At 74.4% G+C, this 24,415-nt stretch carries 27 protein-coding genes and 4 tRNA genes; 6 read left to right on the top strand and 25 right to left on the bottom strand.

Annotated features, from left to right (window positions below; all coding sequences use genetic code 11):
• Positions 1 to 55 precede the first annotated feature (55 nt).
• From ACU610_RS04680 to ACU610_RS04590, 19 genes are all read right to left on the bottom strand, one after another.
• Positions 56 to 649, bottom strand: coding sequence for an adenine phosphoribosyltransferase (locus ACU610_RS04680; RefSeq protein ID WP_446766552.1), 594 nt, complete (start codon positions 647 to 649; stop codon positions 56 to 58).
• Positions 646 to 2,061 carry a protein translocase subunit SecF gene (secF, locus tag ACU610_RS04675; protein ID WP_446766551.1) on the bottom strand — a complete coding sequence of 472 codons (1,416 nt, stop codon included), beginning with the start codon at positions 2,059 to 2,061 and terminating at the stop codon, positions 646 to 648. The genes ACU610_RS04680 and secF overlap by 4 nt, the downstream gene beginning before the upstream one ends.
• The gene (gene secD / locus ACU610_RS04670) at positions 2,058 to 3,767 is read right to left on the bottom strand and encodes a protein translocase subunit SecD (protein WP_446766550.1); all 1,710 of its coding nucleotides are present in this window, start codon (positions 3,765 to 3,767) and stop codon (positions 2,058 to 2,060) included. Before secD ends, secF begins: the two co-directional genes overlap by 4 nt.
• A 14-nt stretch (positions 3,768 to 3,781) precedes the next feature.
• A complete protein-coding gene (gene yajC, locus ACU610_RS04665; protein ID WP_446766549.1) occupies positions 3,782 to 4,117 on the bottom strand; it encodes a preprotein translocase subunit YajC in 336 nt (111 codons plus the stop codon).
• A gap of 155 nt (positions 4,118 to 4,272) precedes the next feature.
• Positions 4,273 to 5,397 carry a Holliday junction branch migration DNA helicase RuvB gene (gene ruvB / locus ACU610_RS04660; RefSeq protein ID WP_446766548.1) on the bottom strand — a complete coding sequence of 375 codons (1,125 nt, stop codon included), beginning with the start codon at positions 5,395 to 5,397 and terminating at the stop codon, positions 4,273 to 4,275.
• On the bottom strand, positions 5,394 to 6,032 hold the full coding sequence (gene ruvA / locus ACU610_RS04655) for a Holliday junction branch migration protein RuvA (protein WP_446766547.1): 639 nt from the start codon (positions 6,030 to 6,032) through the stop codon (positions 5,394 to 5,396). The genes ruvB and ruvA overlap by 4 nt, the downstream gene beginning before the upstream one ends.
• A gap of 61 nt (positions 6,033 to 6,093) precedes the next feature.
• On the bottom strand, positions 6,094 to 6,660 hold the full coding sequence (ruvC, locus tag ACU610_RS04650) for a crossover junction endodeoxyribonuclease RuvC (RefSeq protein WP_446766546.1): 567 nt from the start codon (positions 6,658 to 6,660) through the stop codon (positions 6,094 to 6,096).
• Positions 6,661 to 6,839: 179 nt separating this feature from the next.
• Positions 6,840 to 7,592, bottom strand: a complete 753-nt coding sequence (locus ACU610_RS04645; RefSeq protein WP_446766545.1) for a YebC/PmpR family DNA-binding transcriptional regulator — start codon at positions 7,590 to 7,592, stop codon at positions 6,840 to 6,842.
• A gap of 100 nt (positions 7,593 to 7,692) precedes the next feature.
• Positions 7,693 to 8,346, bottom strand: coding sequence for a pyridoxal 5'-phosphate synthase glutaminase subunit PdxT (gene pdxT / locus ACU610_RS04640; protein WP_446766544.1), 654 nt, complete (start codon positions 8,344 to 8,346; stop codon positions 7,693 to 7,695).
• An 11-nt stretch (positions 8,347 to 8,357) separates the two neighbouring features.
• On the bottom strand, positions 8,358 to 9,398 hold the full coding sequence (locus tag ACU610_RS04635) for a heparan-alpha-glucosaminide N-acetyltransferase domain-containing protein (protein WP_446766543.1): 1,041 nt from the start codon (positions 9,396 to 9,398) through the stop codon (positions 8,358 to 8,360).
• 109 nt (positions 9,399 to 9,507) lie between these two features.
• Entirely contained in the window at positions 9,508 to 10,425 is a 918-nt protein-coding gene (gene pdxS / locus ACU610_RS04630) for a pyridoxal 5'-phosphate synthase lyase subunit PdxS (protein ID WP_446766542.1), read from the bottom strand.
• Positions 10,426 to 10,466: 41 nt separating this feature from the next.
• Positions 10,467 to 11,015, bottom strand: a complete 549-nt coding sequence (locus ACU610_RS04625) for a hypothetical protein (protein ID WP_446766541.1) — start codon at positions 11,013 to 11,015, stop codon at positions 10,467 to 10,469.
• A gap of 11 nt (positions 11,016 to 11,026) precedes the next feature.
• Positions 11,027 to 12,247: a glycosyltransferase family 4 protein gene (locus ACU610_RS04620; protein WP_446766540.1), complete on the bottom strand. Its 1,221-nt coding sequence runs from the start codon at positions 12,245 to 12,247 to the stop codon at positions 11,027 to 11,029.
• Complete coding sequence (locus tag ACU610_RS04615) at positions 12,247 to 13,311, bottom strand: phosphatidylinositol mannoside acyltransferase (protein ID WP_446766539.1); 1,065 nt, start codon at positions 13,309 to 13,311, stop codon at positions 12,247 to 12,249. The genes ACU610_RS04620 and ACU610_RS04615 overlap by 1 nt, the downstream gene beginning before the upstream one ends.
• Positions 13,308 to 13,970, bottom strand: a complete 663-nt coding sequence (pgsA, locus tag ACU610_RS04610) for a phosphatidylinositol phosphate synthase (RefSeq protein ID WP_446766538.1) — start codon at positions 13,968 to 13,970, stop codon at positions 13,308 to 13,310. The genes ACU610_RS04615 and pgsA overlap by 4 nt, the downstream gene beginning before the upstream one ends.
• 1 nt (position 13,971) lies before the next feature.
• Positions 13,972 to 14,550, bottom strand: a complete 579-nt coding sequence (locus ACU610_RS04605; RefSeq protein ID WP_446766537.1) for an HIT family protein — start codon at positions 14,548 to 14,550, stop codon at positions 13,972 to 13,974.
• Positions 14,547 to 16,574, bottom strand: coding sequence for a threonine--tRNA ligase (gene thrS, locus ACU610_RS04600; protein ID WP_446766536.1), 2,028 nt, complete (start codon positions 16,572 to 16,574; stop codon positions 14,547 to 14,549). The genes ACU610_RS04605 and thrS overlap by 4 nt, the downstream gene beginning before the upstream one ends.
• Positions 16,575 to 16,652: 78 nt before the next feature.
• On the bottom strand, positions 16,653 to 17,207 hold the full coding sequence (locus ACU610_RS04595) for an MOSC N-terminal beta barrel domain-containing protein (protein ID WP_446766535.1): 555 nt from the start codon (positions 17,205 to 17,207) through the stop codon (positions 16,653 to 16,655).
• Entirely contained in the window at positions 17,204 to 17,650 is a 447-nt protein-coding gene (locus tag ACU610_RS04590; protein ID WP_446766534.1) for an HNH endonuclease, read from the bottom strand. The genes ACU610_RS04595 and ACU610_RS04590 overlap by 4 nt, the downstream gene beginning before the upstream one ends.
• A 167-nt stretch (positions 17,651 to 17,817) precedes the next feature.
• Between ACU610_RS04590 and ACU610_RS04585 the strand changes: the two genes are divergently transcribed.
• Positions 17,818 to 18,363 (top strand): dihydrofolate reductase family protein, encoded by a 546-nt coding sequence (locus ACU610_RS04585; RefSeq protein ID WP_446766533.1) that lies wholly within the window; start codon positions 17,818 to 17,820, stop codon positions 18,361 to 18,363.
• Positions 18,364 to 18,415: 52 nt separating this feature from the next.
• Here the strand turns inward: ACU610_RS04585 and ACU610_RS04580 are convergent.
• The 4 genes from ACU610_RS04580 to ACU610_RS04565 all read right to left on the bottom strand — a co-directional run bounded on the left by ACU610_RS04580 (position 18,416) and on the right by ACU610_RS04565 (position 20,529).
• Positions 18,416 to 18,487 (bottom strand) — tRNA-Val (locus tag ACU610_RS04580).
• A 25-nt stretch (positions 18,488 to 18,512) separates the two neighbouring features.
• Positions 18,513 to 18,989, bottom strand: a complete 477-nt coding sequence (locus ACU610_RS04575; RefSeq protein WP_446766532.1) for a PGPGW domain-containing protein — start codon at positions 18,987 to 18,989, stop codon at positions 18,513 to 18,515.
• Positions 18,990 to 19,003: 14 nt separating this feature from the next.
• A complete protein-coding gene (locus ACU610_RS04570; protein WP_446766531.1) occupies positions 19,004 to 19,888 on the bottom strand; it encodes an anti-sigma factor domain-containing protein in 885 nt (294 codons plus the stop codon).
• Positions 19,885 to 20,529, bottom strand: coding sequence for a sigma-70 family RNA polymerase sigma factor (locus ACU610_RS04565; protein ID WP_446766530.1), 645 nt, complete (start codon positions 20,527 to 20,529; stop codon positions 19,885 to 19,887). The genes ACU610_RS04570 and ACU610_RS04565 overlap by 4 nt, the downstream gene beginning before the upstream one ends.
• A gap of 180 nt (positions 20,530 to 20,709) precedes the next feature.
• Between ACU610_RS04565 and ACU610_RS04560 the strand changes: the two genes are divergently transcribed.
• The 4 genes from ACU610_RS04560 (at position 20,710) to ACU610_RS04545 (ending at position 21,479) form a co-directional block, all read left to right on the top strand.
• A complete protein-coding gene (locus ACU610_RS04560) occupies positions 20,710 to 21,102 on the top strand; it encodes an SsgA family sporulation/cell division regulator (protein ID WP_446766529.1) in 393 nt (130 codons plus the stop codon).
• A 75-nt stretch (positions 21,103 to 21,177) separates the two neighbouring features.
• Positions 21,178 to 21,250: transfer RNA gene (locus ACU610_RS04555), tRNA-Gly, on the top strand.
• A gap of 41 nt (positions 21,251 to 21,291) precedes the next feature.
• Positions 21,292 to 21,362: transfer RNA gene (locus tag ACU610_RS04550), tRNA-Cys, on the top strand.
• Positions 21,363 to 21,407: 45 nt separating this feature from the next.
• Positions 21,408 to 21,479 (top strand) — tRNA-Val (locus ACU610_RS04545).
• Between the two features lie 203 nt (positions 21,480 to 21,682).
• Here the strand turns inward: ACU610_RS04545 and coaE are convergent.
• Entirely contained in the window at positions 21,683 to 22,279 is a 597-nt protein-coding gene (coaE, locus tag ACU610_RS04540) for a dephospho-CoA kinase (protein ID WP_446766528.1), read from the bottom strand.
• Between the two features lie 256 nt (positions 22,280 to 22,535).
• Between coaE and ACU610_RS04535 the strand changes: the two genes are divergently transcribed.
• On the top strand, positions 22,536 to 22,697 hold the full coding sequence (locus ACU610_RS04535) for a hypothetical protein (protein ID WP_446766527.1): 162 nt from the start codon (positions 22,536 to 22,538) through the stop codon (positions 22,695 to 22,697).
• 203 nt (positions 22,698 to 22,900) lie between these two features.
• On the opposite strand, the gene rpsA is transcribed toward ACU610_RS04535, so the two are convergent.
• Positions 22,901 to 24,361 carry a 30S ribosomal protein S1 gene (rpsA, locus tag ACU610_RS04530; RefSeq protein WP_446766526.1) on the bottom strand — a complete coding sequence of 487 codons (1,461 nt, stop codon included), beginning with the start codon at positions 24,359 to 24,361 and terminating at the stop codon, positions 22,901 to 22,903.
• Positions 24,362 to 24,415: the final 54 nt, after the last annotated feature.

Genomic DNA, 24,415 nt, shown 5'->3' with positions numbered 1-24,415 from the left:
CCATGCTAGACGGGGAGGGCCTGCTCGCGACCCCACCTGGGGAGTCGTCTGCCTCTCAGGTCGTCCAGAGGGCGTGCACGGCGTGCGGCGCGAGCCGCTGCCGGCCGCCGAGGTCCGCCAGCTCGATGACCACCGAGACCGACACGACCACCCCGCCGAGGGCCTCGACGAGCTGGACGCTGGCGGCCAGGGTGCCGCCGGTGGCCAGGACGTCGTCGACCAGGAGCACTCGCTGACCCGGTCTGATCGAGTCCGTGTGCACCTCGAGGGTCGCGGTGCCGTACTCGAGGGTGTAGTCGGCCGAGAGCCGCTCGCGCGGCAGCTTGCCGGCCTTGCGGACCGGCACGACGCCGACGCCGGCCTCCAGCGCCACCGCGGCGGCGAGCAGGAAGCCGCGGGCCTCGACGCCGACGACGACGTCGTAACCGCGGTCGCCGGTGCCCGGCGTGGCCAGGGCGGCGGCCCGTGGGTCCCCGAGGGACGGCGCGGCCAGCCCCTCGACCATCCGGCGGAAGGCCGGCCCGTCGGCGAAGACCGGCGTCAGGTCGCGGAACACGACCCCCGGCTGGGGGAAGTCCGGGATCTCGACGGCGTGCGAGGCGATCAGCTCGTCCAGCGGGGTGCTGTCCGCCGGCGCGCCGGGGCTCACCGGCGCTTCCGCCCGCCGGAGCGGCGGTTGCCGGGCTGCTGGGGACGGGCACCGGGTCGGGGCGCGGCGGTCGCCCCGCTGCGGGAGGGCTGCGCCGTCCGCCCGGTGTCGGGGCGCACCGACTCCGGCGACTCGACCACCACGTCGGCCTGGACCGGACCCAGGTCCTCCTCGCGCTCGGCGAGGGCGACCCCGGTGGCGCGCCGGGCGGTGCCGTCCGCGCGCCGGGCGCTGGCCACCGGGCCGGCCGCGGTCGTGCGGCCACCGCCCTGGCGGGCCTGGGCGGCGCGACGGGCCAGCACCCGGCGGCGCAGCGCCTGCACCTCCGGCTCGCGCTCCTTGAGGTCGGCGACGATCGGCGTGGCCAGGAAGATCGACGAGTAGGCGCCCGCGGCCAGGCCGACGAAGAGCACCAGCGCGAGGTCCTTGAGCGTTCCGACGCCGAGCAGCCCGGCGCCCACGAACAGCAGGCCGGCCACCGGGAGCAGCGCGATCACCGAGGTGTTGATCGAGCGCATCAGCGTCTGGTTGACCGCCAGGTTGGCCGCCTCGCCCCAGGTCATCCGCGCCGACCTGTCCAGGTCCTTGGTGTTCTCGTCGACCTTGTCGAAGACCACGACGGTGTCGTAGAGCGAGAACCCCAGGATGGTGAGGAAGCCGATCACCGTCGAGGGGGTGACCTCGAAGCCGATCAGCGCGTAGACGCCGGCGGTGACGACGATGTCGTGCAGCAGGGCCGCGATGGCGCCGACCGCCATCTTCGGCTGGAACCGCAGCGCCAGGAAGGCGATGACCGCGATCAGGAACACGGCCAGCGCGACGAGCGCCTGGTCGGTGATGTCCTGGCCCCACTCGGCGCTCACCGCCTCGGGACTGACCTGCTCGGGCTGCACGCCGGCCGCCCCGGCGACGGCGTCCACGACCGCGCGCTCGGTGTCGTTGTCGAGCGCGCCGGTGCGCAGCAGCAGCGTGTTGCCGCCGACCACCTGCGCGGAGGCCACCTCGGCACCGGCGTCCTCGGCGGCCTGCTGCACCTCGGCGAGCTGCTCGGTGGAGCCCGGCAGCCGGAAGCTGTTGCCGCCGGCGAAGTCGATGCCGAAGTTGAAGCCCCGGAACACGACCGCGGCGATGCACAGCAGCACCACGACGGCGGTGACGCGGTAGATCAGCCGGCTGCGGCCGACGACGTCCAGCCCGGCCTCGCCGTTGTAGAGCCGGTGTGCCAGCGAGGCGCGGCGCCGCGGACGCCGGGGGCCGCTCTCGCCCTCGCGGGGCAGGCCGGCCTCCGCGAGCGCGGTGTCGTCGGCGGCCGCGGCGGCGTCGGCCGTCGCGGTGCCGGAGGCCGACGCCTCGTCGGCGTCGGTGCCCACCGGCAGCTCGTCGGCGCCCGGTCGGGGATCGCGGCCGGTCATGCGTCGCTCCTGTCCTGCGCGATGCGGCCGGTGCCGGCGGCGACGAGCTCGCGCTCGGGGGCGGGACGACGTCCCGTGGCCGCGCGCGGGCGGTCGAGGCTCCGGCCCAGGCCGGAGAACCGGCTGCTGCCGAAGGCGCGGTAGCGGGCCAGCACCGCCATCAGCGGGTGGGTGAAGAGGAAGACGACGACCAGGTCGAGCACCGTCGACATGCCGAGGGTGAACGCGAAGCCCTTCACGTCGCCGATCGCCAGCACGTAGAGGATCGCCGCGGCGAGGAAGCTGACCGCGTCGGCCGAGAGGATGGTGCGCCGGGCCCGGACCCAGGCCCGCGGGACCGCCGAGCGCAGCGTGCGGCCCTCACGGATCTCGTCCTTGAGGCGTTCGAAGTACACGACGAACGAGTCCGCGGTGATGCCCAGCGACACGATGAACCCGGCGATGCCGGCGAGGCTGAGCGTGAAGCCGATCTGCCGGCCGAGCACCACCAGGACGGCGTAGACGACCACCGCCGACAACACGAGGCTGGCGATCATCACCAGGCCGAGCAGCCGGTAGTAGAGCAGCGCGTACACGAACACCAGCGCGATGCCGATGGCGCCGGCGATCAGGCCGGCCTGCAGCTGCTCGGCGCCCAGCTCGGTGGAGATCGACTGGGCGGTCGCCTGGGTGAAGGTCAGCGGCAGGGCGCCGTAGCGCAGCTGGTTGGCCAGCTCCTCGGCGCTCTCCTGGTCGAAGGAGCCGGTGATCGTCGTCGGGTTGCTGGTGATCGCGCCCTGGATGGTCGGTGCGGAGATGACCCGCCCGTCGAGGGTGAACGCGACGTTGGAGCCGACGTTGGCCGCGGTGTACTCGGCCCAGGTCTGCTCGGCGTCGCTCTGGAAGTCCAGCAGCACGACCCACTCGCCGGTGCCCTGCTGGGTGCCGGCACTGGCGTCGGAGATCTGCGTGCCCTCGATGATCGACGGGCCGAGCAGGTACTTGGCCGACCCGTCCTCGGTGCACGCGGCGACGTAGCTCTCCGGCAGCTCGACCTCGGGGGTGGTGTCCTGGGGGTCGCAGGTCAGCGTGGCGTACTCGGCCGCGGCCTGCTCCTGCGTGACCGGCGGCGCGCCGGGCTCGGGCAGCGAGGGGTCGGCGACGGCGCCGTCCGAGGGCGCGGCAGGATCGGCCGGGGTGGTCGGCGCGCTCGGTGCGGCGGAGTCGGTGGGCGCGGCCGGGTCGGTCGGGGCGGCGGAGTCGGTGGGCGCGGCCGCGTCGGTCGGCGCAGCGGCGTCGCTGGGTGCGGCGGACTCCCCGGCGGCGGGGGTTTCCTCCGCGGCCGGGGCGGCCGGCTCCGGGCCCTGGACGACCGGGCGGAAGCGCAGCTGCGCGGTCTGACCCAGCTCGCGCGCCTGGTCGCCGTCGTCCCCCGGGACGGAGATGACGATGTTCGCGTCGCCCTCCGTCACCACCTCGGCCTCCGCGACGCCGAGGCCGTTCACCCGCTGCTCGATGATCTGGCGGGCCAGTTCGAGCTCGGTCGGGTCGGGGGCCTGGCCGTCGGGGGTGGCCGCGGTGAGGGTCACCGTCGTCCCGCCGCGCAGGTCGAGGCCGAGCTGCGGGGTGCGGCTGTCGCCGGTGAGGAAGACGAGGCCGTACAGGACGGCGACGACGAGCAGGAAGGCGCCGAAGTACCGGCGCGCGGGCAGCGTGCGTTGGGCCACGAGGCGGCTCCGCGTCAGCGGGTGCGGTCGGCCGGGCCGCCGTCGGCGTCGTCGCCGGGCAGGGCCGTGCCGTCAGCAGCCGGGCCGGCCACCGCGGGCTTGCGGACCTCGAGGACCGCCTGCCGGGCGAAGGTCACGACCACGCCCGGGGCGATCTCCAGGTCGACGGTGCCCTCACCGAGGGCGACGACTGTGCCGTGCAGACCGGCCGTCGTCATGACCGGCGTGCCCGGGGTCAGCGACTCCTGCAGCACCCGCTGCTGCTCCTGGATCTTCTTGCGCTGCCGCGCCGGCACCACGATGAGCAGCACGAAGGCCAGCACGAGGATGACGAGCGGGAACAACTCCACGACAGATGTGCCTCTCTACCGCGGCGTACCGCCCGCGGTGGGTGCGGCCCGGGACGGGACCGCTCGGGTGCGTCGGCTGCGGCGCGGCGCATCCGGGCGACCGTGCGGGACTCGCGCGGCGACGCCGGACGAGTTGCGCGCCAGCGCTCCGCAGTCTAGGCGTCGAACAGGGTGTCTGACGACGAACCCGGTGCCTGTGGGTCGGCTGTGACCCGACCGAGGGGGACGCCGCCGCGCGGCAGCGGCTGGCCGAGGTGCTGCCAGGCCGCCTCGGTGGCCACCCGGCCGCGGGGCGTACGGGCCAGCAGGCCGGCGCGGACGAGGAACGGCTCACACACCTCCTCCACGGTGTGCGGTTCCTCCCCCACGGCCACCGCGAGCGTGGCGACGCCCACCGGGCCGCCGCCGAAGCGCATGACCAGCGCCTCCAGGACGGCGCGGTCGAGCCGGTCGAGGCCCAGGTGGTCGACGTCGTAGAGGGCCAGCGCCGCCTGGGCGACCGCGCGGGTGACCCGGCCGTCGGCGCGCACCTCGGCGTAGTCGCGGACCCGGCGCAGCAGCCGGTTGGCGATGCGGGGAGTGCCCCGGGAGCGGCCGGCGATCTCGGCCGAGCCGTCCGCGGTGAGCTCGACACCCAGCAGCTCGGCGCTGCGGGCCAGCACCCGCTCGAGCTCGGCCGGCTCGTAGAACTCCATCTGGCCGACGAAGCCGAAGCGGTCACGCAGCGGCCCGGTGAGCAGGCCGGCGCGGGTGGTCGCGCCGACCAGCGTGAACGGGTTGATCTCCAGCGGGATGGCGGTCGCCCCCGGCCCCTTGCCGACGACGACGTCGACCCGGAAGTCCTCCATCGCCATGTAGAGCAGCTCCTCGGCCGGACGGGCGATCCGGTGGATCTCGTCGATGAAGAGCACGTCGCCCGGCGCCAGGTTGGACAGCATCGCGGCCAGGTCGCCGGAGCGCTCGATCGCCGGGCCGCTGGTGATCTTCACCGACGTCCCCAGCTCGGAGCCGATGATCAGCGCGAGGCTGGTCTTGCCCAGCCCGGGCGGGCCGGACAGCAGCACGTGGTCCGGCGGGCGGCCGCGTCGCTTGGCACCCTCGAGGACCAGCTCCAGCTGGCGGGCCACCTTGGGCTGACCGATGAAGTCGGCCAGCGAGTGCGGGCGCAGCGCGGACTCGACGACCCGCTCCTCGTCGCCGGCCCCCGCCGCCACCGAGAAGTCGCGGGACAGGCCCTCCGCCGGCTCCGCGGACAGCCCGCGGTCGAAGGGGCTGCTCATGCCCGGCCCAGCAGCCGCAGCGCCTGGCGCAGGAGGACGGCGACCTCCACCGAGCCGGTCGCGGTGACCTGCTCGTCGGCCAACGGGGCGAGCTGGACGATCGCCGCGTCGGCCTCCTTGCCGGTCCAGCCCAGCCCGATCAGGGCCGAGGCCAGCTGGTCCCGCCACGGGGCGACCGCGGTGACGGCGGGCAGGCCCGTGGGCGCGGCGCCGTCCAGCGGGGTGTCGACCGAGGTCGTCCCCAGCCGGTCGCGCAGCTCGAGGATGAGCCGCTCGGCGCCCTTCTTGCCGATGCCCGGCACCTGGGTGAGCGCCTTGACGTCGGCCATCGACACCGCGCGGCGCACCTCGCGCGGCGGGTGGATGGCCAGGACGGCCTGGGCCAGCCGCGGGCCCACGCCGTTGGCCGTCTGCAGCAGCTCGAACAGCTGGCGCTCGTCGTCGTCGGCGAAGCCGTAGAGGGTGAGCGAGTCCTCCCGGACCACCAGGCTGGTCGCCAGCCGGGCGCTCTCCCCCACCTGCAGTCGCGCGATGGTGCCCGGCGTGCACTGCACGGCCAGGCCGATGCCGCCCACCTCGACGACCGCGCCGTCCGGCGAGACCGCGGCGACCCGGCCGCTCACACTCGCGATCACCGTCGCACTCCCGTCGGGACGGACACGCAGCCACGGAGGGGCACGCCGGTCAGCTGTGCGCTCACCTCGACACCCCCTGCCAGCGCGGCAGCGTCCGCTGCACGACCGGCGCGCCGATGCCGCCGGCCAGCGCGGCCACCTCCAGCCGCTGCTGCGCCGGGCCGCGCCAGGCGTGGCAGACGGCCAGCGCCAGCGCGTCGGCGGCGTCGGCCGGCTTGGGCGGGGACGCCAGCCCCAGCACCCGGGTGACCATCAGGGTGACCTGCTCCTTGTCCGCGCGGCCGCTGCCGGAGATGGCGGCCTTGACCTCGCTGGGCGTGTGCCAGGCGACCCGCCGGTCGGCCTGCGCCGCCGCCAGCGCGGCCACGCCCGCGGCCTGCGCCGTCCCCGTGGCGGTGCCCTTGTTGTTCTGGGTGAAGACCCGCTCGATCGCCACGACGTCCGGCCGGTGCTCCCGCAGCAGCGCGGTGACGGCGGTGTGCAGCTCCAGCAGCCGCAGCTCCAGGTCGAGCTCCGCGGCGGTGCGCACGACCCCCACGCCGACGGCGGTCGGCCGCGCGCCGGGACGCCCGTCGACCACCCCCCACCCGCACCGGGTGAGGCCCGGGTCGATGCCGAGCACCCGCATGGAGGCGCCTCCTGACGTCAGCCGAACTGGTGTTCGACCCACGGTAGCCGCCCGGGACGACGGAACGGCACGACACGCCCACGTGAGGTGCTGGAACGGCCACCCTTCAGGCACCCGTCGGCCCGTCCCGGGTCCCGCTCCGAGCTCGCGAGGAGTGGGGAGGACGGGGTCCTTCGACTTCACCCGACCTTCTCGAGCACCTCGTCGGAGACGTCGTAGTTGGCGTAGACGTTCTGCACGTCGTCGCAGTCCTCGAGGGCGTCGATGAGCCGGAAGACCTTGCCCGCGGCCTCCTCGTCCAGCTCGACGGTGACGCTGGGGACGAACCCGGCCTCGGCCGAGTCGTAGTCCAGGCCGGCGTCCTGCAGCGCGGTGCGGACGGCGACCAGGTCGGTCGGCTCGCTGATGACCTCGAACGAGTCGCCCTGGTCGCGCACCTCCTCGGCGCCGGCCTCGAGCACGGCCATGAGCACCGTGTCCTCGTCGACCCCGCCGGCCTTGGGGACGACGACGACGCCCTTGCGGGAGAACAGGTAGGACACCGAACCCGGGTCGGCCATGGAGCCGCCGTTGCGGGTCATCGCGGTGCGGACCTCGGAGGCGGCCCGGTTGCGGTTGTCGGTGAGGCACTCGACGAGCACGGCCACCCCGCCCGCGGCGTAGCCCTCGTACATGATGGTCTGGTAGTCGGCGGCGCCGGCCTCGAGGCCCGCGCCGCGCTTGACCGCCCGGTCGATGTTGTCGTTGGGGACCGAGGACTTCTTGGCCTTCTGGATGGCGTCGTAGAGCGTCGGGTTGCCCGCCGGGTCCCCGCCGCCGACGCGTGCGGCCACCTCGACGTTCTTGATCAGCTTGGCGAACAGCTTGCCGCGCTTAGCGTCGATCGCGGCCTTCTTGTGCTTCGTCGTCGCCCACTTGGAGTGGCCGCTCACGAGTCCTCCCCGCTGTCCCCCGCGAGCGGGAGGTGCAGCCGGCTCGTCGGCCGCGTCCGCGGCCGGCCGACCGTGCCCATTGGTGGACTCACGAGCTCGTTCACGACGGCTGTCCCTTCTCCTCGCCGGCAACGCCGGCCCTCTCGGCCAGGTGGCGTCGGACGATGTCGACGAACAGCGCGTGCACCCGGCGGTCCCCGGTCAGTTCGGGGTGGAAGCTGGTGGCCACCAGGTTCTCCTGGCGGACCGCGACGATCCTACCGTCGGCCGGCCCTCCGACGACCCGGCCCAGGACCTGCACGCCCTCCCCGGCCTGCTCGACCCACGGCGCCCGGATGAAGACCGCGTGCACCGGTCCACCGGGCAGGCCCTCCAGCGCCACCTCCGACTCGAAGGAGTCCACCTGCCGGCCGAAGGCGTTGCGCCGCACCGTCACGTCGAGGCCCCCGACGGTGACCTGGTCGGGCGGGGCGTCGAGCAGCCGGTCGGCGAGCATGATCATCCCGGCGCAGGAGCCGTAGACCGGCAGCCCGCCGGCCACCGCCGCGCGCAGCGGCTCGAGCAGCCCGAACCGCGCGGCCAGCCTGGCCATCGTCGTCGACTCCCCGCCCGGGATGACCAGCCCGTCGACCGCGGCCAGCTCCTCGGGACGGCGGACGGTCACCGCCTCGGCACCCAGCTCCGGGAGGATCGCGAGGTGCTCGCGGACGTCGCCCTGCAAGGCCAGCACACCGACGACGGGCTCCCTGGACACGAGGGTCCAGGTTACGTCCCGGCCGCCCGCCGCGAGCTCCAGGTCAGCAGCCGCTCCAGTGGGCCGCGGCCCAGCCGCCACCGCCACACCGACGCGAGCAGCAGTGCGGTGAGGGTGAAGGCGGCCCACAGGCCCCAGCTGTCGTCACCGGCGTCCAGCGCCCGGATCGCGACGATCTGCGCGGAGTACACGGTCAGCGCCAGCGCGCCCACGGAGGCCAGCGGGTAGACCACCCGCGGCAGCAGGTCGGCCACCACCAGGCAGACGCCGATGACCGCGAGGGCCACGCCGGTGGAGCCGACCACCTCGAACGTCGTCCCGCTGTGCGGTTCGGCGCCGGCGAACCAGGCCGCGTCCCAGGTGCCGGGGTTGCTGCCGAAGCCGGACTCGATGCCCTCGTACGGGCCGGCACCGAGCATCCGGGCGCTGAGCCAGCCGCCGCCGTAACCGACGACCGCGGCCGCCGCGCCGGCCGCGACGAGCGCCGTCCGCACCCGCACCGCCTGCAGGTCCAGGCGCCCCACCGCCAGGCCGACCAGCACGAAGGCCAGCCACACCGCCGCGGGGTAGCTGCCGGTGACCAGCAGCGAGGCGAGGGCGACGTCCTCGTCGCCGTGGGCGCTGATCAGCTGGGCGGCCGCGACCACCAGTGGTGGCGCGGCCACGGCGACCACACCCGCGGCCAGCAGCAGCCGCGGGGGCGGCCAGCGCAGGAACGGCAGCGCGAGGACGAACAGCGCCGCGTAGACGCCGAGGATGACCGCGATGTCGGTGTCGAGCAGCTCGAGCAGGCCGCCGATGGCGAACACCCACGCGGCCCGCACGAGGATGCGGGTGCGGGCCGCGGCCAGCTCCCGGCCCGCGGCCGGGGCGCTGCCCCCGGAGAGCAGCGCGATGGAGACGCCGGCGAGCGTGGCGAAGAGGGTCGACGACCGGCCGTCCACCAGCGCGGACCAGGTGTCCGGGTCCCAGCCGAGCTCGCCGGTGTCGCCCAGGTGCGCGCCGAACATGCCCAGGACGGCGAGCCCGCGGGCGACGTCGAGGCCGCCCACCCGCCCTCCCGCAGCGATCCCCGGCCGGGGGCCGGCGGCGACGGGTCTGCCTGCGAGGTGAGCGGTCACGTACCGAGCGTAGGGTCCCGGGCCGGACCGGTCGACAAGATCACCACCCTCGGGTGGCGTACCGCTCACTCTCCGGCAGCGTGGCGACGTTGATGCCCACCATCGGCTCACCGAGCCCGCGCGACACCTTGGCGATCACGTCGGGGTCGTCGTGGAAGGTGGTGGCCTGCACGATGGCCGCGGCCCGCCGCGCCGGGTCGCCGGACTTGAAGATGCCCGAGCCGACGAAGACGCCCTCGGCACCCAGCTGCATCATCATCGCCGCGTCGGCCGGGGTGGCGATCCCACCGGCGGTGAAGAGCACGACCGGCAGCTTGCCCTCACGAGCGACCAGGGCCACGAGGTCGGCCGGGGCGCGCAGCTCCTTGGCGGCGACGAACAGCTCGGTCGCGTCGAGGGTGCCCAGCCGCCGGATGCCGGCGCGGATGGCCCGCATGTGCCGCACGGCCTCGACCACGTTGCCGGTGCCGGCCTCACCCTTGGAGCGGATCATCGCCGCGCCCTCGGCGATCCGCCGCAACGCCTCGCCCAGGTCGGTGGCGCCGCAGACGAACGGCACGGTGAACGCGCTCTTGGCGATGTGGTGCGCCTCGTCGGCCGGGGTGAGCACCTCGGACTCGTCGATGTAGTCGACCCCGAGGCTCTGCAGCACCTGCGCCTCGACGAAGTGCCCGATGCGGGCCTTGGCCATGACCGGGATGGTGACCGCGTCGATGATCCCCTCGATCATGTCGGGGTCGCTCATCCGCGCGATGCCGCCCTGGGCACGGATGTCGGCGGGCACCCGCTCGAGGGCCATGACGGCGACCGCACCGGCGTCCTCGGCGATCGTCGCCTGCTCGGGGGTGACGACGTCCATGATGACGCCGCCCTTCAGCTGCTCGGCCATGCCACGCTTGACGGCCTCGGTGCCGGTGGTGCCGGTGGTGCCGGTTGTGGTCGCGCTCTGCTCTGCCACGGGACTGCCTCGGTCTCGCACGTCGGGGAGAGACCCCGATGCTACGGGCGCGCGCGGCCGCCGGCGGCGCTGCCCGTGACCTCGCGGAGGTCGTCCTCGATGTCGAAGAACCGCGGCAGCGGCCGGGAGGCGTGCAGCCGCAGCAGGCTGGGCAGCCGGCGGGTGCGCAGCGCGGCGGTGTCGCGGACGGCGTCGTTGTAGAAGCGCCGGGCCAGCCCGATCCGGGTCGCCGTCCCGTCGAGGTCGGCCCGCAACGCGGTCGGCACGCCGGGCAGGTCGGCGGGCAGCTCGCGCAGCTCGCGGCCCAGGGCGTTCTCCGCGAGCTCGCGGTCGCCGGTCCGGGGGGCGCGGACCTCGCGGACGCACGCCGCGAGCCGGGCGGCCCGCTCCTCCCCCACCGCGCCCACGTGGTCGCGGGCGAGCTCGGCGGCCAGCGCGGCGCGCCGCGTGAGCTGGGTGTCCAGGGCCGTCCAGGCCCGATCGACCCGGGCCTCCAGGCGGCGCAGCCGGGTGAGGGTCCACGTCACCCAGGCGGCCAGCAGCAGGACGACGACGGCGGCGGTGAGCGGCAGCCAGACGTCGGGGGTCACGACGGGTCAGGCTAGCGCTGCACCCACCGACGCGGGGCCGATCGAGTCGGTGCGTTCCCCGGGAGGGAGGCGAGGTCGGCCAGCCGGTCGTCGTCGTCCGACGCGGTGACCTCGCCGCTGCCGGGCAGCACGACGGTCTCGTAGACGGCGAGCACCCGGCGGGCCACCGCCGACCAGTCGTACTCCGCGGCCACCCGGCGGCCGGTCTCGGACAGCCGCGCGCGGCGCCCGGGGTCGGCCAGCAGGTCGGAGAGGGCGCGGGCGAGGTCCCGGGCGTCCCCGCGGCGCACCAGGACACCGGCGGCGCCGTCCTCGAGCACCGCGGCGAAGGCGTCGAGGTCGCTGGCCACGACCGGCGCTCCGGCCGCCAGCGCCTCGATCAGCACGATGCCGAAGGACTCCCCCAGCAGGTTGGGCGCGCAGTAGACGTCGACCGACCGCAGGAACGCCGCCTTCTCGGCCTCGGTGAGCTCGCCGAGCAGCGAGACGTGCGGGGCGAGGTCCTCGCCGAGCAGCTCCCGGACGGCGGCGGGGTCGCCGCGGCCGGCGATGAGCAGCTGGGCGCCGGGGTGCCGGCGGACGACGCTGCGCAAGGCCTCGAGCAGCACCGGCAGGCCCTTGCGCGGCTCGTCGTAGCGGCCGAGGAAACCGATGGTCGGCCCGTCGACGCCGCGGGTGCGGCCCGGCAGCGACGGCCCCTCGGCGAACGCGCGGACGTGCACGCCGTTGGGGATGATCACCGCGTCGCCGCCGAGGTGCTCGACCTGCACCCGGCGGGCGAAGTCCGACACCGCGATCCGCCCGGAGATCTTCTCCAGCCACGGCCGGATGACCGGCCCCCAGGCGGCGAGGAACTTCGACCGGACGGTGGCGGCGTGGAAGGTGGCCACGATCGGGCCCTCGGCCATCATGCACACCAGCAGGCCCACCGACGGCGGCGCCGGGTCGTGCACGTGCACGACGTCGAAGTGCCCCTCGCGCAGCCAGCGGCGCACCCGGGCGGCGCTGACCGGCCCGAACTGCACGCTGGCCATCGAGCCGTTGTACGGGACCGGCACGGTGCGGCCGGCCCAGGTCGTGTACTCGTCGGGCAGCGACTCCTCGCGCTCGGCGGGGGTGAGCACCTCGACGTGGTGGCCCAGCCCGCGGAGGGTCTCGGCCAGGTCGCGCACGTGGTACTGCACCCCGCCGGGGACGTCCCACTGGTAGGGGCAGACCAGTCCGATGCGCATCAGGGGCTCTCCGCCCTGGTCCGGCTCGTCGACCTCGCCGCAGCGCCGTCCCCTGGCGGGTCGGGCGGGACGTCGTCCCAGATCCGGCCCAGCACGTGCCAGTCCTCGGGGCGCTCGGCGATGCCGGCGGTGAACGCGTCGGCCACTCCCTGCATCGCGGTGGCGACCCGGTCGCGGAGCCGGCCGGGTCCGTCGACCGGCACCTCGGGCCGGACGTCGAAGGCCCAGCCTCGCTCGGTGAACCGGCAGATCGCGGGGTGCAGCACGGCACCGGTCTGGGCCGCCAGCAGCGCGGGCCCACCGGGCATGGTCGCCGAGCGGCCGAACAGCTCCACCGGCACCCCGCCGGCACCCAGGTCGCGGTCGACCAGCAGGCAGACCCAGCCGCCGGCCTCCAGCCACTCGCGGAGCACCGCCGAGCTCGGCCGCGGACCTCCGGTGAGCGGGACGACCCGCATGCCCAACGTCTCGCGGAACTCGAGGAACCGCCGGTAGAGCGACTCCGGCCGCAGCCGCTCGGCCACCGTCATGAAGGGTCCGCCCAGGAAGTCGACCAGCCACACGCCAGCGGCGTCCCAGTTGCCGCTGTGCGGCAGGGCGAAGACGAGGCCGCGGCCGTCCGTCCGGGCCCGCTCCATGTGCTCGACCCCGGAACTCACGGTCTCGGCCACGATCCGCTCCCGGGACAGCCGCGGCAGCCGGAAGGCCTCCTGCCAGTAGCGGGCGTAGGAGCGCATCCCCCGCATGGTGAGCTCGTCGAGCGCGGCCTCGTCGAGCCGGCCACCGGTCGCGACGCGGAGGTTGGCGCGCAGCTGCCGCACCCCGCGGCCCTCCCGCACGGCGGCCCAGCGGCCGGCGGCGTCGAAGGCGCCACGGGCCAGCGGTTCGGGCAACGCCTTGACCGCGCTCCAGCCGGCGGCGTAGCCGAGGTCGGTCAGCTGCGCCGTGGCGCGGGCCCGCAGCCCCGGCCGTCGCGGGACCAGCCGCAGCCGGGCCGCCGTCTCCCTCGAGCCCGTCCCCGTCGATCCCGCCGTCGCAGCGTCCGCACCGGGCACGTCGGTCACGGCACCAGGCCCGAGGACGGCGGGGGCGAGGGGGACGGCGGCGGGGTCGGCAACGCGCGGCCGCGGGCCTGCCGGTGGACCTCGACGAACCGCTGCCCCACGGTGACCGCGCTGCCGACGGTGAGCACCCACAGCGCGACGTGCAGGGCGTACGGGATGCCCAGGCCGAGGAAGCCGGTGCCGACCAGCACGAGGATCAGTCGCTCGGTGCGCTCCACGACGCCGACGTCGCAGCTCAGCCCCATGCCCTCGGCGCGGGCCTTGACGTAGGAGGTGAGGACGCCGAGCACCAGGCACAGCAGCGCCAGCAGCACGATGAGCCGGTCGTCGCCGGCCCCGGAGAACCACCACACCAGCGCGCCGAAGATCGCGGCGTCGGCCGCGCGGTCGCCGGTGGAGTCCAGCACCGCGCCGAACACCGAGCCGCCGCCACGGGCTCGCGCGAGGGCGCCGTCGAGCATGTCGAGCAGCACGAAGACGGTGACGGTGAACGCGCCCCAGAACAGGTGTCCGGTCGCGATCAGCCCGACCGCGCCCGCGATCGCCCCCAGGGTGCCGACCAGCGTGACCGCGTCCGGGGTGACCCCGGCCCGGGCCAGCCGGGCCACGACCGGTGCCCAGAATCGGCCCACCGCCGCGCGGGCGTTGATGCCGAGCACCTCAGGCCCCCGGCGTGGGTCGGCCGTCCGGCCAGTGCTGCGCGAGCAGCGCCCGGGTCTCGCGCAGCACCTGCGGCAGCACGCGGGTCAGCCCGATGACCGGCATGAAGTTGGTGTCGCCGCCCCAGCGCGGCACGGCGTGCTGGTGCAGGTGGTCGGCGATCCCGGCGCCGGCGACCGAGCCCTGGTTCATCCCGATGTTGAACCCGTGCGCCCCGGACACCGCGCGCACCACCCGCATGGCCGTCTGGGTGAACGCGCCCAGCTCGGCGACCTCGGCGGACGTGAGGTCGGTGTAGTCGGGCACGTGCCGGTACGGCACGAGCATCAGGTGGCCGGCGTTGTACGGGTACAGGTTGAGGACGGCGTAGACGGTCTCGCCGCGCGCGACGACCAGCCCCTCCTCGTCGTCCATCTGCGGGATGAGGCAGAACGGGCAGTCGTGGGCACCCGTGGGCTTGCCCTCCCCGCGGATGTAGGCCATCCGGTACGGGGTCCACAGGTGTTCGAAGACCGTGGCCGGACCGCCGTCGTCGCTGGAGACGGCGACCCGGAAGGCCTCCTCCGACTCGGTGCTCATCCGGCCACCACGGACTCGGCAGTGGGATCGGTGTTGGCCCGGCCGGCGACCCACTCGGCGATCGCGGTGACCGCCTTCTCGACGGGGACGCCGTTGTGCTGGCTGCCGTCGCGGAAGCGGAAGGAGACCGCGCCGGACTCGGCGTCGGTGGCCCCGGCGATGAGCACGAAGGGCACCTTCTGCTTGCTGGCCGTGCGGATCTTCTTCTGCATCCGGTCGTCGGAGTCGTCGATCTCCACGCGGATGCCGCGGGCCCGCAGCTTCAGCGCGACGTCGCGCAGGTAGGACACCTGCTCGTCGGTGACCGGGACACCGGTCACCTGCACCGGCGCGAGCCACGCAGGGAAGGCACCGGCGTAGTGCTCGGTGAGGACACCGAAGAACCGCTCGATCGAGCCGAACTTCGCCGAGTGGATCATCACCGGCTGCTGCCGGGAGCCGTCGGCGGTCGTGTACTCCAGGCCGAAGCGGGCCGGCTGGTTGAAGTCGTACTGGATGGTCGACATCTGCCAGGTCCGGCCGATGGCGTCCCGCGCCTGCACGGAGATCTTCGGGCCGTAGAACGCCGCGCCGCCCGGGTCGGGCACCAGCTCCAGGCCGGTCTCCCGCGCTGCCTCCTCGAGCACCGCGGTGGCCACCGCCCACTCCTCGTCCGAGCCGATGAACTTCTCGGAGTCCCCGCGGGTGGACAGCTCCAGGTAGTAGTCGGTCAGCCCGAAGTCGTCCAGCAGGCCCAGCACGAAGGCCAGCAGGTGCCGGATCTCGCCGGGCGCCTGCTCCGGGGTCACGTAGCTGTGCGAGTCGTCCTGGGTCAGGCCGCGCACCCGGGTCAGGCCGTGCACGACGCCGGACTTCTCGTAGCGGTAGACCGAGCCGAACTCGAAGAGGCGCAGCGGCAGCTCGCGGTAGGAACGCCCGCGCGACCTGAAGACCAGGTTGTGCATGGGGCAGTTCATGGCCTTGAGGTAGTACTCGCTGTTCTCCAGTTCCATCGGCGGGAACATGGTGTCGGCGTAGTACGGCAGGTGCCCGGAGGTCTCGAACAGCCCGCGCTTGCTGATGTGCGGCGTCCCGACGTAGTCGAAGCCCTCCTCGATGTGCCGCCGGCGGACGTAGTCCTCCATCTCCCGCTTGACCACGCCGCCCTTGGGGTGGAAGACGGCCAGGCCGGAGCCGATCTCGTCGGGGAAGCTGAACAGGTCCAGCTCCGCGCCCAGGCGCCGGTGGTCGCGGCGTTCGGCCTCGGCCAGCTGCTCCAGGTAGGCCTTGTGCGCCTCCTTGCTCTCCCAGGCGGTGCCGTAGATCCGCTGCAGCTGCGGGTTCTTCTCGCTGCCCCGCCAGTAGGCGGCCGCCGACCGGGTGAGGGAGAAGGCCGGGATGTTCGAGGTGCGCGGCAGGTGCGGACCGCGGCACAGGTCGGTCCACACCAGGTCGCCGGTGCGGGCGTCCCGGTTGTCGTACATGGTCAGCTGCGCGCCGCCGACCTCGACGGAGGCGCCATCATCCGAGGACGCAGCCTCGCCGCCCTTCAGGCCGATCAGCTCGAGCTTGAAGGGCTCGGAGGCGAGCTCGGCCTGCGCGTCGGCGTCGCTGATCTCGCGGCGGGAGAAGTACTGGCCGGCCTTGACGATCTCCTGCATCCGCTTCTCGAGGGCCTTGAGGTCCTCGGGCGTGAAGGGCCGCTCGGGGGCGAAGTCGTAGTAGAAGCCGTTCTCCACCGGAGGGCCGATGCCCAGCCGGGTGCCCGGGAAGAGGTCCTGCACGGCCTGGGCCAGCACGTGCGCGGTCGAGTGGCGGATCACCGCCCGACCCTCGGGGCTGGCCGCGGGCACCGGCTCGACCTCGGCGTCGGCCTCGGGGGCCCACGCGAGGTCCTTGAGGTCACCGGTGGCCAGGTCCCGGACGACGACCGCGCCGTCGGGGCCCTTGAGCGGGATCCCGGCCGCCTTGAGCGCGTCCTGGGCCGTCGTCCCGGCCGACACCCGGATCGGGGCGGTGGCGGCGAGGGTGGGCGCGGCTGACACGGGAGCTCCTGCGGGTCGACGAACGGGCACTCCCGAGCCTAGTGCGCGGCGCACGTCACCCCCGGAGGCCCGGCCGGGTCAGCCGGGCAGCACCTCGACGCGGTCGCCGACGCGCACCGTCCCCGGCCGCCGGACCTCGGCGTACACGCCCAGGCAGTGCTTGGGGGTGCGGGTGACGGCGACCTCCACCTCGCCGATGCGCACGGCGCGCCCGACCCACGACCGCTCGTCCTCGCCCTCGGGCAGGTCGAGCAGCAGGTTGGCGCGGGGGTCGTCGGCCGAGCACCCCTCGGGGACGTCGCCGGCGTCGGCGCGCGCGATCGCCCCGCGGCTGACCAGGTGCACCGCGGCGGCGTCCACCTGCGGCTGCCGGGACCGCTGCAGGCGCACCGGCCGCCCCAGCACCTCGGTCAGCGTGATCGTGTCGGCCTCGTCGTCCCCGGTGGCGACGACCTGGGCCATCGCCGGGGTGCTCCTGACCGTGACCCGCTCCCCGGTCATGGCGTCCACGACGCTCCACGCGCGGTCGCCGACCAGGCCCGCCGGCCCCAGCTCGGCCTCCCGGACGGTCCGCCCGCCAAGGCTCTTCACCGGGTAGACGCTCACCTGCACGACGCTGCCGGCACCGGTCACGAGGCGACCGTACGTCCCTCGCCCGACGACGGCAGCCGTCGGCGCAGCCGGCGGCGCTGCGCGTCGAGGTAGGGCCGTGCCCGGCGCTGGCCGCCCTCGCGGTCGATGGCCGCCTGCAGCGCGTCCAGCGCCCGGGCCAGCCGGTCGGCGTCGGTCCGCCAGCCGCGCCGCTCGCACTCCTCCAGCCAGTCCACCGGCGCCCGGTGGCCGCGCTCGGCGTTGCAGCGGCGGCACGCGGCGACCTCGTTGGCCAGCCACGACGGGCCGCCCTTGAGCCGGGGGACGACGTGCTCGGTGGTCGGCGGGACCAGACCGCCGAGGACCCGGCCGCACCAGATGCAGGTGTCGCCGTCCCGCTCGAGGACCTCGGTCAGCCGTTCGGCGCGCCCCGGCTGGCGCGGCCGGGCCGGCACGGGCGGGGCGGGCGGCCGTCGGCGGGACACCACACCGATGGTCCTCCTCCGTGCGCCCGCCCGCCGGATCGTGCCGGGACGGCGCGCTGCACACCGATGAGAACGCGGATCGGCCAGGGTCTCCCTCGACGACACCGACCACCGGCCCCCGCGGCGACCGTCGCAGCCGGGCCGCAGCACACACGGAGGATGCAGACATGGGCGTGATCAGGGTGCACGAGTTCACCACCGTCGACGGGGTCGTCGACGCACCGATGTGGACGATGGACTACGGGTTCCCCGACGACCTGGCTGACTCGATCGGGTCGCTCACCGCCCCGGCGAAGGGCATCCTGCTGGGCCGCACCACCTTCGAGATGTTCGCGCCGGCGTGGTCGACCCGCACCGTCGAGGACGACCCCGGCGCGCCGTTCTTCAACGACACCCCCAAGTACGTCGTCTCCTCGACCCTCACCGACGCCGAGTCGGTGTGGCGCAACTCCACCGCGATCGGCGGCTACGACGCCGGCCGGATCCGCGAGCTCAAGGACCAGGGCGACCTCTACGCCAGCGGCAGCGCCACGCTCGTGCGGGCCCTGCTGGCCGACGGCCTCGTCGACGAGCTGCACCTGTACGTCTACCCGCTCGCCGTCGGCACCGGCACCCGGCTGTTCCCCGAGGGCAGCCCGCAGAAGCTGTCGCTGCTCGACGTGGAGCGCCTCAGCAACGGGGTGGCCCACCTGACCTACGGCCCGGCCGCCTGACGCCAGGACGACGAGAGGCCCGGGTCCGACGGACCCGGGCCTCTCGTGCCGGTGGGCGATACTGGGTTCGAACCAGTGACCTCTTCGGTGTGAACGAAGCGCTCTACCACTGAGCCAATCGCCCCTGCGACGGTCATTGTGCCAGACCCTCAGCGCCAGAGTGGCACCCACCCCGGCACCCAGTCCGGAACGCCCATGACGTGCAGCACGACGACCAGGACGCCGTAGACGAAGGCCGCGGTCGCCAGCGCGACGGCGACCCGCACCCACACCCGCTGCCGCCCCAGCCACTCGGTCCACGCCCGGACGTGCCGGCGGGTGAAGTCCAGCAGCCGCTCGGCCCAGGTGAACTCGGTGGCGAGCAGGAACAGCCCGGCGATGACGGTGAGCCAGCCCGGCCCGGGCAGCGGGATGGTGACCAGCCCGAAGGCCACGACGAGGCCGCCGCACGCGCCCACGACCAGGCGGTAGCCGTGGTCGACGGGGCGGCGGGCGGCCAGTCGCCGCCGCCAGTGCGTGGCCGCGACGCGCTCCCGCAGGCTGCGGTGGTGGCCGTCCTCGGCCGCGTGGGCACGCCGCGCACCGGACGCCGGGGCCACCGGCTGCCCAGCGCCGGAGGGGGTCACCGTCTCCGGACCGCTCAGCTCGACACCTCCCCTGACGCCACGATGTCGCCGGGCTCCGGCGGAGCCGAGCGGCCGGGCTCGAGGGTCACCGCGTAGCCGGTGTACGCGTCCAGCCCGGACGTCCCTGAGCCTAGGGTCCGGAGAGCCGGGTGCGGGGACGTGACGTCGAAGGTACCCAGTGGTGCCGGCGCGCCGGCACCGGTCCCCCACACCACGTAGGTCTGGTCCTGGACGTCGTTGGGCGCCGGTCCCTGGGCGACCACCTGCACCTCTCCCTCGCGGGCGACGACGGTGGCGACGGTCGCGCCGTCGGCCATCAGCGGCGCCACCGTGGCCCGGCCGGGGGTCAGCAGCGCGTCGACCACCTCGGCCTGCTCGGCGGCGGTCGCCTGGGCCTGCTCGTGGGCCGAGCTGAGCACCAGGTTCCAGGTCGCCAGCGCGAGGATCGCCGCGACCGCGGCCGCCGCGAGGGCGTTCGACGGCACCCGGCGCCGGCTGGACCGCGGGTCCACCGCGTCGACCGGGATCGGCGGTCGGGTCGCGGCCGCCGCCGGCGGCTCGAGCCGGTGCACGGGGGCCGGACGCTCGGGTGGCGCGGGCGGGACCAGCGGCGTCCGCTCGCCCTCCCGCGCCGGACGCGGCACCTGCTCGGTCTCCTCCACCGCGGCGCGCAGCCGCTGGCGCAGCCGTTCCGGCGGGTCGACCGGGGGCAGGTCACCGGCCAGTGCGCCCATGACGTCGGTGGTCTCGCGCACCGTCTGCCGGCAGCGCGGGCAGGTCGGCAGGTGGGCGGCGAGGAGCTGCTCGTCATCCGGTTCGAGGGCGTTCAGCGCCCAGCCGACGGCGAGCTCGTCGAGGGTCTCGTGCTCCCCGCGGCCGGGGTCCCGGGGGACGGTCACCGGCTCGTCCCGTCGGCCGGCGCGGACCGGCTGAGGGCGCCGCCCGGGACGGCGCCTCCGCCGCCGATCTCCTCGCGGAGCCGGCGCACCCCCGCCAGCATGCGGGTCCTGACCGTGCCCAGCGGCGTGCCGGTCAACGCCGCGACCTCCCGCTGCGTGTAGCCGCCGTGGTAGGCCAGGGTGAGCGCCTCCTGCTGCGGAGGGGGCAGGGCGCTCAGCGCGCCGCGCACCTGCTCGGACACCACCGGACTCCACGCCTCCCCGACGTCGCGCGACGACGTGGGGGGCCACGGCGCCCGGTCGTCCTCGGCCCGGCGCCGCCGGCGGCGGGGCGACTCCCCGCGGCGGACGGCGTCGACGGCCCTGTGGTGCACCAGCGCGAGCAGCCAGGAGGTGAAGGAGCCCCGCACGGCGTCGAAGGCCCCGGGGTCGCGCCAGACGCCGAGGAACACGTCCTGCACCACGTCCTCGGCGAGGACGTCGTCGGCGAGGACGCGCCGCGCGAGCGCGAAGGCCGAGCGGCTGTACCGGTCGTAGAGCTCGTCCACGGCGCTCCGGTCACCCGCGCGCAGGCGCAGGAGCAGGTCGGCGCCCGCGGGGCCGTCCCCGACACGCCGTCCTGAACTGCTCACGAGCCCCATCGTCACACGCGGCCTGTGCAACAGGCGCGCGACGAGGTTCAGCCAGGCCCGGAACGGGCACTCAGAGGAACGACACGCGCGGTGATCATCCGCGCTTCCGCTCGGTCAGGGAAGGTCGTTGTTCGAGACATGATCAACCGCGCCACGCCTGGGTATACGTGCCCGACGACGCTGCACCTTGTGGGTCCGCAGTCCTGGACCGAGGTCCCCGCGCTGTTCAGCTACCAGGTGAGCGACCCGTTCGCCGTCCGGATCACCTTCGGTGACGGCGCCGAGGAGGACGGCATCTCCTGGCTCGTGGGCCGCGACCTGCTGCAGGCCGGCCTCGACGTGCCGGCGGGCGAGGGCGACGTGCGGCTGTGGCCGTCCCGGACGTCGGGCGACGTCCTCTTCCTCCACCTGCGCGCCCCCTCGGGCGAGGCGCTGTTCGAGGTGTCCCGCGGCACGGTCGCCGGCTTCCTCCAGCTGACCGCGAGCGTCGTCCCGTTCGGCGAGGAGTCCTCGGTGCTCGAGGTGGACGGCGAGCTGGCCGCGCTGCTGTCCAACGGCGGAGCCGACCCGACGGGTCGGTGACCCGAGGGGGACCCCCCGTGAACCCCCGTCCGCGGGTCGGGTATGGTTCTCCCTGCAAGACAGCAACACAGCAACGCGGACGTGGCTCAGTTGGTAGAGCATCACCTTGCCAAGGTGAGGGTCGCGGGTTCGAATCCCGTCGTCCGCTCGGAACCTCGGGCGCTGGTCGTCAGATCGGCGCCCGCGTGCGGTGGAGTGGCCGAGAGGCGAGGCAACGGCCTGCAAAGCCGTCTACACGGGTTCAAATCCCGTCTCCACCTCGGCCCCGCCGAGACCGGTGGAGCGGACCGGCCGCAGGCCGGATCGGGCGATTGGCTCAGTGGTAGAGCGCTACCTTGACACGGTAGAGGTCACTGGTTCGAACCCAGTATCGCCCACAGCACGAGAGGCCCGGGTCCGTCGGACCCGGGCCTCTCGCCGTTCCCGGAGGGCGGCGCCCGGCCGGGACCTCCACCGCGGTCCCCCGCCCACGGCGGCGCGGACCTCACGCCGGCTCTCGGCACGAAGCGCCTGCAGCCGCACGGATGCCTGCCGCACCCTGCGTCGGTCCTCGACCGCTCCCACGAGGCCCAGCGCGACCTCAGCCGAGGGCGGGCGTCACCCGCTCGGTCCAGAAGCGCTCGACCTGCGCCTCCAGCTCCTCGACGGTGCCGCTGTTGTCCAGCACGACGTCGGCCACCGCGCGCCGCTGCTTGTCGGTGGCCTGGGCCGCGATCCGGGCGCGGGCGTCCTCCTCGGACACCCCCCGGCCGACGAGCCGCCGCACCCGGGTGTCCAGGTCGGCCTCAACGACGAGCACCAGGTCGTACGAGCCGGCCTGGCCGGTCTCCACGAGCAGCGGCACGTCCTGCACCACCACGGAGTCCGGGGGCGCCCCGGCGACCAGCTCGGCGGCGCGAGCCCGCACCAGCGGGTGCACGATGCCGTCGAGCCGGCGGCGGGCGTCGGGGTCGGCGAACACGACGGCGGCGAGGGCCGGGCGGTCCAGGGCACCTTCGGCGGTCAGCACGCCGCGCCCGAACGCCGCGGCGACGGCCTCCAGCCCCGGCGTCCCCGGCTCGACGACCTCGCGGGCGATGCGGTCGGCGTCGATGATGTGCGCGCCCCGCACGGCGAGCAGGCCCGCCACCGTGCTCTTGCCCGATCCGATCCCGCCGGTCAGCCCGATCCGCAGCACGCACGGACAGTAGCCAGCTGCCGGGAGACGGTCACGGACGGGTAACACCCGTCCGTCCTGCCCGGCGCGTCGCTCCAGTCACACACGTCCCATCGGCAACTCTCTCCTCGGCGATCTCCCCACGCCCAGAGAGGCAGAACCGACCATGTCCCGTTCCGCGCACGCCGCCCCCCCGTCGACCCCCGCCGCCGTCCGGCGCGGCCCCGGTCGGCACCGGCTCGACCGCCCCACGGGCGTGCGGTGCACGGACCTGCCGATGGTCCGCGAGCAGCTCGAGCGCAACGGCGGCGTCCGCCCGCGCAACGCCTTCCTGCGCTGGCTGTCGGCGACCGCACCGGCGGGCCGGCACACGTGGCAGTTCCTCGCGAACTCCGGCGGCCGCCCGCGCACCGCATTCGCGATCATCCTCAGCCTCTGAAGGAGAACCCCGTCCTCCCCACCCTTCGCAAGCCCAGGGTGGGACTCGGGACGGGGCCGTGCAAGGCCGGGGGCTCCGCGGACGCGTCCACGGGGCCTCCCGTCGTCCCTCCACGGGGATGGGAGGGACGACCGAGGCCCGGGACCCCGCGGGGTCCCGGGCCTCGGCCTCAGGTGCTGTCGCTCAGCCTCGCTGAGCGGGGATCACTCGCCGCCGGCGAGCTTGGCCCGCAGCGCCGCGAGCGCCTCGTCGCTGGCGAGGGTCCCGCCGGAGGTGTCGCCACCCTCGGCCTCGCCGCTCGAGTAGTTGCCACCGGCCGCAGCCTCGGCGTCGGCCTCGCGGGCCGCGGCGATCTGCTTGCGGTGCGCCTCGTAGCGGGCCTGGGCCTCGGCGTACTGCCGCTCCCACTCCTCGCGCTGCGCCTCGTACCCCTCGCGCCACTCGCCGCTCTCCGGGTCGAAGCCCTCGGGGTAGATGTAGTTGCCCTGCTCGTCGTAGGACGCGGCCATGCCGTAGGCGGCCGGGTCGAACACGTCCTCGTCGCCGATGACGCCCTCGTTGGCCTGCTTCAGCGACAGCGAGATTCGGCGCCGGTCGAGGTCGATGTCGATGACCTTGACCAGGATCTCGTCGCCGACCTGCACGACCTGCTCCGGGATCTCCACGTGGCGCTCGGCCAGCTCGGAGATGTGCACCAGACCCTCGATGCCCTCGTCGACGCGGACGAACGCACCGAACGGCACCAGCTTGGTGACCTTGCCGGGCACGACCTGCCCGATCTGGTGGGTCCGGGCGAACTGACGCCACGGGTCCTCCTGCGTCGCCTTCAGCGACAGCGAGACCCGCTCACGGTCCAGGTCGACGTCGAGGACCTCGACGGTGACCTCCTGGCCGACCTCGACGACCTCGGACGGGTGGTCGATGTGCTTCCAGGACAGCTCGGAGACGTGCACCAGACCGTCGACGCCACCCAGGTCCACGAACGCACCGAAGTTGACGATCGAGGACACGACGCCGGTGCGGACCTGGCCCTTGGCGAGCTTGTTGAGGAACTCGCTGCGGACCTCGGACTGGGTCTGCTCCAGCCACTGCCGGCGGGAGAGGACGACGTTGTTGCGGTTCTTGTCGAGCTCGATGATCTTGGCCTCGAGCTCGCGGCCCACGTAGGGCTGCAGGTCGCGGACGCGGCGCATCTCGACCAGCGAGGCGGGGAGGAACCCACGCAGGCCGATGTCGAGGATGAGGCCACCCTTGACGACCTCGATGACGGTGCCGGTGACGACCTCGTCGGCTTCCTTCTTCGCCTCGATCGTGCCCCAGGCGCGCTCGTACTGGGCGCGCTTCTTGGACAGGATCAGGCGGCCTTCCTTGTCCTCCTTCTGGAGGACGAGGGCTTCCACCTGGTCGCCGACGCTGACGACCTCGTTGGGGTCGACGTCGTGCTTGATGGACAGCTCGCGCGAGGGGATGACGCCCTCGGTCTTGTAGCCGATGTCCAGCAGCACCTCGTCCCGGTCGACCTTGACGATGACGCCTTCGACGATGTCGCCGTCGTTGAAGTACTTGATCGTCTGGTCGATCGCTGCGAGGAAGTCCTCGGCGGTGCCGATGTCGTTGACGGCGACCTGGGGGGTGCTGTTAGGACGGACCTGGGTGGAGGTCATGTGGTCGAGTGCTCCGGACGGGGGATGCGTGGGGACAGGACGACCCGCGGCCGG

The sequence above is a fragment of the Geodermatophilus sp. URMC 61 genome, from assembly GCF_052931555.1.
Note: the sequence above shows the minus strand (reverse complement) of the source record. Positions and strands in the feature narration are given on the sequence as shown.

Excerpts from the sequence above, each read along its gene's own strand:
- secF (WP_446766551.1), bottom strand. The coding sequence starts at position 2,061 with ATGACCGGCCGCGATCCCCGACCGGGCGCCGACGAGCTGCCGGTGGGC.
- ruvB (WP_446766548.1), bottom strand. The coding sequence starts at position 5,397 with ATGAGCAGCCCCTTCGACCGCGGGCTGTCCGCGGAGCCGGCGGAGGGC.
- ruvC (WP_446766546.1), bottom strand. The coding sequence starts at position 6,660 with ATGCGGGTGCTCGGCATCGACCCGGGCCTCACCCGGTGCGGGTGGGGG.
- ACU610_RS04620 (WP_446766540.1), bottom strand. The coding sequence starts at position 12,247 with ATGCGCATCGGACTGGTCTGCCCCTACCAGTGGGACGTCCCCGGCGGG.
- ACU610_RS04605 (WP_446766537.1), bottom strand. The coding sequence starts at position 14,550 with ATGAGCACCGAGTCGGAGGAGGCCTTCCGGGTCGCCGTCTCCAGCGAC.
- ACU610_RS04585 (WP_446766533.1), top strand. The coding sequence starts at position 17,818 with ATGGGCGTGATCAGGGTGCACGAGTTCACCACCGTCGACGGGGTCGTC.
- ACU610_RS04565 (WP_446766530.1), bottom strand. The coding sequence starts at position 20,529 with ATGGGGCTCGTGAGCAGTTCAGGACGGCGTGTCGGGGACGGCCCCGCG.
- ACU610_RS04535 (WP_446766527.1), top strand. The coding sequence starts at position 22,536 with ATGGTCCGCGAGCAGCTCGAGCGCAACGGCGGCGTCCGCCCGCGCAAC.
- rpsA (WP_446766526.1), bottom strand. The coding sequence starts at position 24,361 with ATGACCTCCACCCAGGTCCGTCCTAACAGCACCCCCCAGGTCGCCGTC.